Source organism: Mycobacterium sp. 1165196.3 (assembly GCF_001673415.1).
In the GTDB taxonomy this organism is placed as follows: Bacteria; Actinomycetota; Actinomycetes; order Mycobacteriales; family Mycobacteriaceae; genus Mycobacterium; species Mycobacterium europaeum_A.
The window spans coordinates 1-5,717 of record NZ_LZLU01000125.1 but is presented as its reverse complement, the minus strand read 5'-3'; the positions used below and the strand labels follow the sequence as shown (position 1 = coordinate 5,717).

Genomic DNA, 5,717 nt, shown 5'->3' with positions numbered 1-5,717 from the left:
CGCTCGAAGTAGGCACAGCTGTAGGTCTGGGTGGGATCCAGGAACAGCCGAAAGAAGTCGTCGGACAAGTCGTAATGGGCTTGCACGTTTCCAAAATGCGGCGTGAGCTGCACAGACATGTCGATACGAGCCTTTCTGAACTGCTTGGGGACAGGGGTAGACAGCCAACCGACAGCCCCGCTGATCCCCCGATACTCCCCTGCATGCTAATACCTGGGGCTGTTCAAGTCGCATTCCCAAGGCGCGTTCAAGCTCACATGGAGCGGGTGTAATCCCCAAAAACTCCAGTCGCTCCCGGGGCCGCTTTACAGACCGGACCCGCCGTCGAGCCCGCGGGGCGGCACGATCGGCGACGGGTGGGGCTCCTCGCGGAATTTCTCCAGCGATCCGCCGACCTCGACGATGCCCTTGAGGGCGTTCCAGCTCAGCATGGTCAGATAGTCGATCAACTCGTCGCGGCTCATCCGCGGGTTGGACATCCAGGAGTGGGTGGCCAGCTGCACCCCGCCGACGATCAGATACGCCCATGGTTCCGCGCCGCCGGTGTCCATCCCGGCCTGTTGCATGCGGCGGCGCATCATCACCGCGAGCATGCGGGCGATGATGCGCTCGGAGTCGGCAAGGACCTTGCTCTTGCTGGCCGAACTGTTGGCCATCACGAATCGGTACGGCTCGGGCTCGTTCGCGACGGTTTCGACGTAGACGCGGATGATCTCGCGCGCCAGGTCGAAGCCGTCGAGGTTGGACGTCAGCGCCGCGGCCATGTTGGGAATCAGGGTGGTCTGGGTGAACCGCATCATCACAGCCGTCGTCAGGTCGTTCTTGTCGACGAAATAGCGGTACAGCACCGTTTTGGAGACCCCGATCTCGGCGGCGATCTCATCCATGCTCAGCGCGCCACCCAGTCGGCGAATCGCGTCGATCGTGCCGTCGACGAGTTCGTTACGACGCTCCACTTTGTGTTGATGCCAGCGCCGCTTGCGCCCATCCATTTTGACGCTCACAGCCGTAATATGCTCTGCCACTGTCGCCTAATTCCCATTCCCTAGACGCCCCTGATCTTACGGCGTGAGGGGGTCGGTTTCCTGCCCTGGCCGGGCGTGGGTGAGACGTCGCGAACAGTGTCGTCACACTAATTCGTGGGAAAGATAGATGATGGAGTGGTGGCACATCGAGCCTCGGTGCGAGGCGAAGCGTCCGGCCCGCCGGCGGCGAGGCCCGATTCGGCGACGCCACTGACCGCGGCGAACGCGGGGCGCGCATCCTTTGCCGAATCCTTCGCCGGCGCTGACCCCGAGGCCGACGCGCAGCGCAGAGTGGCGCTGCGCCGGATGAAGATGGTGGCACTGGGTTTTCTGATCGGTGCCACCGGCGTGTTCCTGGCCTGCCGGTGGGCCCAGGCGCACGCCAGCCTGGGGGCCTGGGTGGGATACGTCGGCGCCGCCGCCGAGGCCGGGATGGTGGGCGCCCTGGCGGACTGGTTCGCGGTGACCGCGCTGTTCCGCCACCCGCTGGGCATTCCCATCCCGCACACGGCGATCATCAAGCGCAAGAAGGACCAGCTGGGCGAGGGCCTGGGCACCTTCGTGCGGGAGAACTTCCTGTCGCCGGAGGTGGTGGAAACCAAGCTGCGCGACGCCCAGGTGTCCGGCCGGCTCGGTAAGTGGCTCTCCGAGACCGCCCACGCCGAGCGGGTGGCCAGCGAGACGGCCACGGTGCTGCGGGTGCTGGTCGAACTGCTGCGCGACGAGGACGTCCAACAGGTGATCGACCGGATGATCGTGCGCCGCATCGCCGAGCCGCAGTGGGGGCCGCCGGTCGGGCGCGTGCTGGCGACGCTGCTGGCCGAGCACCGGCAGGAGGCGCTGATCCAGTTGCTGGCCGATCGGGCCTTTCAGTGGTCACTGAAGGCCGGCGAGGTCATCCAGCGAGTGGTCGAGCGTGACTCACCGACCTGGTCGCCGCGCTTCGTCGACCATCTCGTCGGCGACCGCATCCACCGCGAGCTGATGGACTTCACCGACAAGGTGCGCCGCAACCCCGACCACGAACTGCGCCGCTCGGCCACCCGCTTTTTGTTCGACTTCGCCGACGACCTGCAGCACGACCCGGACACCATCGCGCGCGCCGACGCGATCAAAGAACAGCTGATGGCGCGCGACGAGATCGCCAACGCCGCCGCGACCGCGTGGAAGACGCTGAAGCGGCTGGTGCTCGAGGGCGTGGATGACCCGTCCAGCGCGCTGCGCACCCGGATCGCCGACACCGTGGTCCGCATCGGGGAATCGCTGCGCGACGACGCGGACCTGCGCGACAAGGTCGACAACTGGCTGGTCCGGGCGGCTCAGCATCTGGTTTCGCAGTACGGCGTGGAGATCACCGCGATCATCACCGACACGATCGAGCGCTGGGACGCCGAGGAGGCCAGCCGGCGCATCGAATTGCACGTCGGCCGTGACCTGCAATTTATTCGGATCAATGGAACCGTCGTCGGGTCGCTGGCGGGTTTGGCGATTTATGCCGTCGCGCAGCTACTGATCTAACGGATTTCTAGTAGTGCTAACAAGTGCTTGCAATAGCAAGCACTTGTAGTAGTCTGATCCGCGTCAAGATCAGTCAGCCGAGCAGGAGCACGCCATGACGCCGGAGGAGAAGCTCTCCGCCAAGGTGTCCAACGCTGCCTCCGAAGTGGCCTCCGACATCGGCAGTTTCATCCGCAGCCAGCGTGAACTCGCGCAGGTGTCGGTGCGCCAACTCGCCGAAAAGTCCGGGGTCAGCAATCCATATTTGAGCCAGGTGGAGCGTGGATTGCGTAAGCCCTCCGCCGATGTCCTGAACCAGATCGCGAAGGCCCTTCGGGTTTCCGCCGAGGTTCTCTATGTGCGCGCCGGGATTCTCGAGCCCAGCGACAAAAGTCAGGTGCGGGACGCGATCGTCACCGACACTGCGATCACCGAGCGCCAAAAGCAAATTCTGCTCGACATCTATTCATCGTTCACCCAGCAAAACGAATCGATCCCAGAGGAGTGTCCGACCGAATCCGACAGCGAGTGAGCAGTCCGTTCGATCCGGCACGGTAGCCAGCTGTGCTGGGCGTTTACCCGAGAAAGCGGACTCTGCGCATCGCGGTAGCGAGTTGGTGATGTATAGACGACCGGCCGTCGCGGTTACCCACCGTGGAAGACCTACCGGGTTCCAGCTGAACCGCTGGACGAACCGCCCCGGCATTGGCGGCCCCAGTTGCGAAGGAGACGTTTGCACCTAACTTCTCGACCAGACAGCCAATAACACCGAATAACGCCGATAGCGAAAACACAGCATGAAAGGAAAAACCATGGCGGAAAACACGAACATCGAAGATTTGCGGGCCCCGCTGCTCGCAGCCCTGGGCGCGGCCGACCTGGCCCTGGCCACCGTCAACGACCTGATCGCCGGCCTGCGGGAGCGCGCCGAGGAGACCCGCGCCGAGACCCGTACCCGGGTCGAGGAACGTCGCGCTCGCCTGACCAAGCTGCAGGAGGACCTGCCCGACCAGTTCACCGAGCTGCGCGACAAGTTCACCACCGAAGAGCTGCGCAAGGCCGCCGAGGGCTACCTCGAGGCGGCGACCAGCCGGTACAACGAGCTGGTCGAGCGCGGTGAGGCGGCCCTGCAGCGGCTGCGTAACCAGACCGCGTTCGAGGACGCCTCCGCGCGTGCCGAGGGCTACGTCGACCAGGCCGTCGAGCTGACGCAGGAAGCTCTCGGCACCGTCGCCTCGCAGACCCGCGCGGTCGGCGAGCGCGCCGCCAAGCTGGTCGGCATCGAGCTGCCCGGCAAGACCGAAGCGGCCACCAAGAAGGCGCAGAAGGCCGTGAACGCGCCCGCCAAGAAGGCGCCCGCCAAGAAGGCGCCGGCCAAGAAGGCGCCGGCCAAGAAGGCGGCCGCCAAGAAGGTCACCCAGAAGTAAGCACGACATTTCACGACGTTGGGCTCCGAGTCGCCTCCGGGTGACTCGGAGTCGACGTTTTGGCGGGTGCCCGCATACCCTTAGGGCGTGAGCCACCTCGTGCAAACCGTCATGCTGGTCTTGCAGATCGCCGTCTTGGTCACGGCCATCTACGCGTTCGTGCATGCTGCGCTGCAACGACCCGACGCCTACACCGCCGCCGAGAAGCTGACCAAGCCCGTGTGGTTGCTGATCCTGGGAGGGGCCGTCGCCCTGACATCCATCTTGGGTTTCGTGTTCGGCGTGCTCGGTATGGCGATCGCGGCCTGTGCCGCCGGTGTGTACCTGGTCGATGTGCGGCCCAAACTGCTTGAGATACAAGGTAAGTCGCGCTAGCGCAATGATGGCCCTGCTGACGGCGCCGGTCGCGGTGCTCGTCGCCCTGGCTTGTCCGATACCGCCCGCTGCCGCCGCGCCGGACCCCGGTAGCGGCGCGGCCGAACCGCCCGCGCCGTCCCCGCCGTACATCGACCACACCCAGTGGGCGCAGTGGCAGGGCCGCAGCAGCCTGCGGGTGTTTCCGTCGCCGGCCGGCCGGGCCGCCTCGCGCATCCCCGCAACCACCGCCCTGGCCGACGAGGCCTGGGCCGAGGTGCTCGCCGCGTCCCCGGACGCCGACACCGCCGGCATGCGCGCGCAGTTCCTCTGCCACTGGGAGTTCGCCGAACTCGCCCAGCCCGGCAAGGTCAGCTGGAACCTCGAGCCGTGGCGACCGGTCGTCGACGACGCCGAGATGGTCGCCTCGGGCTGCAATCCCGGCGGTCCGGAAGAATCCTTCTGATGCCAACCCAACCCAGCCGAGCGCAGTTGGCGGCGTTCGTCGACCACACGCTGCTCAAACCCGAAGCAACCGGCGCCGACGTGGCCGCCCTGGTCGCCGAAGCGGGCGAACTGGGCGTCTACGCGGTATGCGTCTCGCCCTCGATGGTCCCCGTCGCGGTGCGGGCCGGCACCGGGCTGCGGGTGGCCGCCGTGGCGGGTTTCCCCTCGGGCAAGCACCTCCCGGCGGTGAAGGCGCACGAGGCGGCCCTGGCCGTCGCGGCCGGGGCCACCGAGGTCGACATGGTCATCGACGTGGGGGCGGCGCTGTCCGGCGACATCGACGCCGTGCGTTCGGATGTCCGGGCTGTGCGCGGCGCGATCGGCGGCGCCGTGCTCAAGGTGATCGTGGAGTCGGCGGCGCTGCTGGCCCTGGCCGACGAGGCCACCCTGGTGCGGGTGTGCCGCGCCGCCGAAGAGGCCGGCGCCGACTTCGTCAAGACGTCGACCGGGTTCCATCCGGCCGGCGGTGCATCCGTGCGCGCGGTCGCCCTGATGGCCGAGACGGTCGGGGGACGCCTCGGGGTGAAGGCCAGCGGCGGCATCCGCTCCGCCGCGGACGCGGTGGCGATGCTGGACGCCGGCGCCACCCGGCTCGGGCTGTCGGGCACCCGGGCGGTGCTCGACGGCCTGGGCTGAGCCGTCCGGCTAGAAGCTCGCCGTCACAGGTTGGCGAAGCAGGGGTCGTTGTCGTTGCCGGTGGGGATGGTGGCGTTGCGCGTCGAAAAGTGGCTCGTCACACCGGTATCCGTGACCTGCACACTGTCGGCGTGGATGCCCAGCGGGTAGTTCTTGGTCAGGTTCGAGGTGAAGTCGTCCAGCGTCGACTGCACGGACTCCTTGGGCATCGTGAAGCCGAGCGCGTTGAAACTGACGATCTGCAGCTGCAACCCGGTGCCCGACACCACCG

At 66.8% G+C, this 5,717-nt stretch carries 8 protein-coding genes and 1 pseudogene; 6 read left to right on the top strand and 3 right to left on the bottom strand.

Annotated elements, in window-relative coordinates; translation table 11 throughout:
• The coding region (locus A5659_RS27005) for a class I SAM-dependent methyltransferase (protein WP_197498006.1) at window positions 1-119 on the bottom strand (119 nt) is incomplete at its 3' end.
• 186 nt (window positions 120-305) lie between these two features.
• Window positions 306-1,025 (bottom strand): TetR/AcrR family transcriptional regulator, encoded by a 720-nt coding sequence (locus A5659_RS13750; protein WP_066864695.1) that lies wholly within the window; start codon window positions 1,023-1,025, stop codon window positions 306-308.
• 135 nt (window positions 1,026-1,160) lie between these two features.
• Here A5659_RS13750 and A5659_RS13745 point away from each other — a divergent pair, with 135 nt between their 5' ends.
• The 6 genes from A5659_RS13745 to deoC all read left to right on the top strand — a co-directional run bounded on the left by A5659_RS13745 (window position 1,161) and on the right by deoC (window position 5,446).
• Window positions 1,161-2,543 carry a DUF445 domain-containing protein gene (locus A5659_RS13745; RefSeq protein ID WP_156749195.1) on the top strand — a complete coding sequence of 461 codons (1,383 nt, stop codon included), beginning with the start codon at window positions 1,161-1,163 and terminating at the stop codon, window positions 2,541-2,543.
• Between the two features lie 94 nt (window positions 2,544-2,637).
• Window positions 2,638-3,054, top strand: coding sequence for a helix-turn-helix domain-containing protein (locus A5659_RS13740; RefSeq protein WP_066864693.1), 417 nt, complete (start codon window positions 2,638-2,640; stop codon window positions 3,052-3,054).
• A gap of 280 nt (window positions 3,055-3,334) precedes the next feature.
• On the top strand, window positions 3,335-3,949 hold the full coding sequence (gene hbhA / locus A5659_RS13735; RefSeq protein WP_066864698.1) for a heparin-binding hemagglutinin HbhA: 615 nt from the start codon (window positions 3,335-3,337) through the stop codon (window positions 3,947-3,949).
• Window positions 3,950-4,036: 87 nt separating this feature from the next.
• Window positions 4,037-4,324: a DUF2516 family protein gene (locus tag A5659_RS13730; protein WP_066864690.1), complete on the top strand. Its 288-nt coding sequence runs from the start codon at window positions 4,037-4,039 to the stop codon at window positions 4,322-4,324.
• 4 nt (window positions 4,325-4,328) lie between these two features.
• Window positions 4,329-4,769, top strand: a complete 441-nt coding sequence (locus tag A5659_RS13725) for a DUF2599 domain-containing protein (protein ID WP_066864686.1) — start codon at window positions 4,329-4,331, stop codon at window positions 4,767-4,769.
• A complete protein-coding gene (deoC, locus tag A5659_RS13720; RefSeq protein ID WP_067181825.1) occupies window positions 4,769-5,446 on the top strand; it encodes a deoxyribose-phosphate aldolase in 678 nt (225 codons plus the stop codon). Before A5659_RS13725 ends, deoC begins: the two co-directional genes overlap by 1 nt.
• 23 nt (window positions 5,447-5,469) lie before the next feature.
• On the opposite strand, the pseudogene A5659_RS13715 reads toward deoC, so the two are convergent.
• A pseudogene (locus A5659_RS13715) lies at window positions 5,470-5,717 on the bottom strand (DUF2993 domain-containing protein); the annotation flags it as partial.